Source organism: Dellaglioa sp. CoH-57-MRSF-21 (genome assembly GCF_056781915.1).
On record NZ_JBXAXU010000014.1, the window covers coordinates 1 to 1,186 of the forward strand.

The 1,186-nt window shown below is 54.6% G+C and carries 2 protein-coding genes; both read right to left on the reverse strand.

Annotated elements, in window-relative coordinates:
• Nucleotides 1-68: 68 nt before the first annotated feature.
• Nucleotides 69-479: a hypothetical protein gene (locus tag AC1RPQ_RS07605; protein WP_391857913.1), complete on the reverse strand. Its 411-nt coding sequence runs from the start codon at nt 477-479 to the stop codon at nt 69-71.
• 503 nt (nt 480-982) lie between these two features.
• Nucleotides 983-1,186 (reverse strand): hypothetical protein (locus tag AC1RPQ_RS07610; RefSeq protein WP_481762204.1); only part of this gene is annotated, 204 nt, incomplete at its 5' end.

Genomic DNA, 1,186 nt, shown 5'->3' on the forward strand with positions numbered 1-1,186 from the left:
GCACGCTGACTTGGTGCAGTCGCGTTGCTGAACGAGCGCGGCATGATTGGTTTCATACGCACTCCTTATTATTTGGATACGACGTAAAACTCGGTGCCCTTCGAAGCGAAAGTTACCTTTAGTGCGGAGAACGGCATATCCGATTGAACTATCGGCCCGTTTCCGGTGAGGGTAATAGGTGTTGGCCCGTCTACCCATTTCACAGCGGCCTGCACGGCTGGGTCTGGATCACAAGCCAGACCTGCATTTTGCAGCGTGAACTGGACAGTGGCGCTACCAGACCCAACTAGCTGAAATGCAAACCCCAGAGGACGCGTGTTATTACCTGCGCACTCGGTGATCGGAAGGTAAAGAACGTCATCTGCTTTTTCGGATACTGCTCCAACCCAGCCAATCAAGCCCTGTGGAACGGAGGCGGCACCGATACCTGCCAGCCCATTGCGATAGGGCGCGTGGTTACCCGTGATTTTTGCTGCCATGGTCCACCTCCCTTAGGATTACTCAGCAGTGTGCTCGTCAGCAGCGCCGTCGGCCTGTTCTTGTGCAGCTTCCTGATGTTCCACAGCCTCGTCGGTCCCTGCATCATGTGCCGGCTCTTGAGCTTCCGCCTCAGGTGCTGATTCTTGCGCTTCTGGGGCCGAGGCCTCTTGTTCAGCCACGGGCTCCTGAGCAACTTCGGCAGGCGATTCATCTGCCTTAACTTCCGAAGCAGCTTGTTCGACAGCAGCCTCAGCAACAGGAGCTGCGACAGGTGCCGGCGTTGCGACCGCATCTNCGTCTGGATGGCCCGGGATCGTAGTAGGTAGCGTTTCCAGGTGACGGAGGCCAATGTGTTCGACGATGCTAACTTCGTAGCCAGCTTCGCGCATCGCTTCCTTCAGGATCGCGTAGTTGAAAATAGCCATAAATTTCTCCTGATTCAGAATAGAAAAACGGCGGTCGAGTTTCCCCGGCCGCCGTCATTAAATTGCTGATCGTGGGATCAGCTCAGTACTCGTACTTTCAACTTCTTCATGTCACGGAACTGCTTGTTCAAGGTGCCCGCATTTTGCACAAAAACCCCAGAATCCTTCAATTTTCGTGCAGTTTCGCGTATTTGGGCAACTGTCCCGAACCATATCATTCGAGGTTCATGCTTCTTCCACTGCACCAAATCACGGGTCGCGCGTACCGCGCTTTTCGTTCC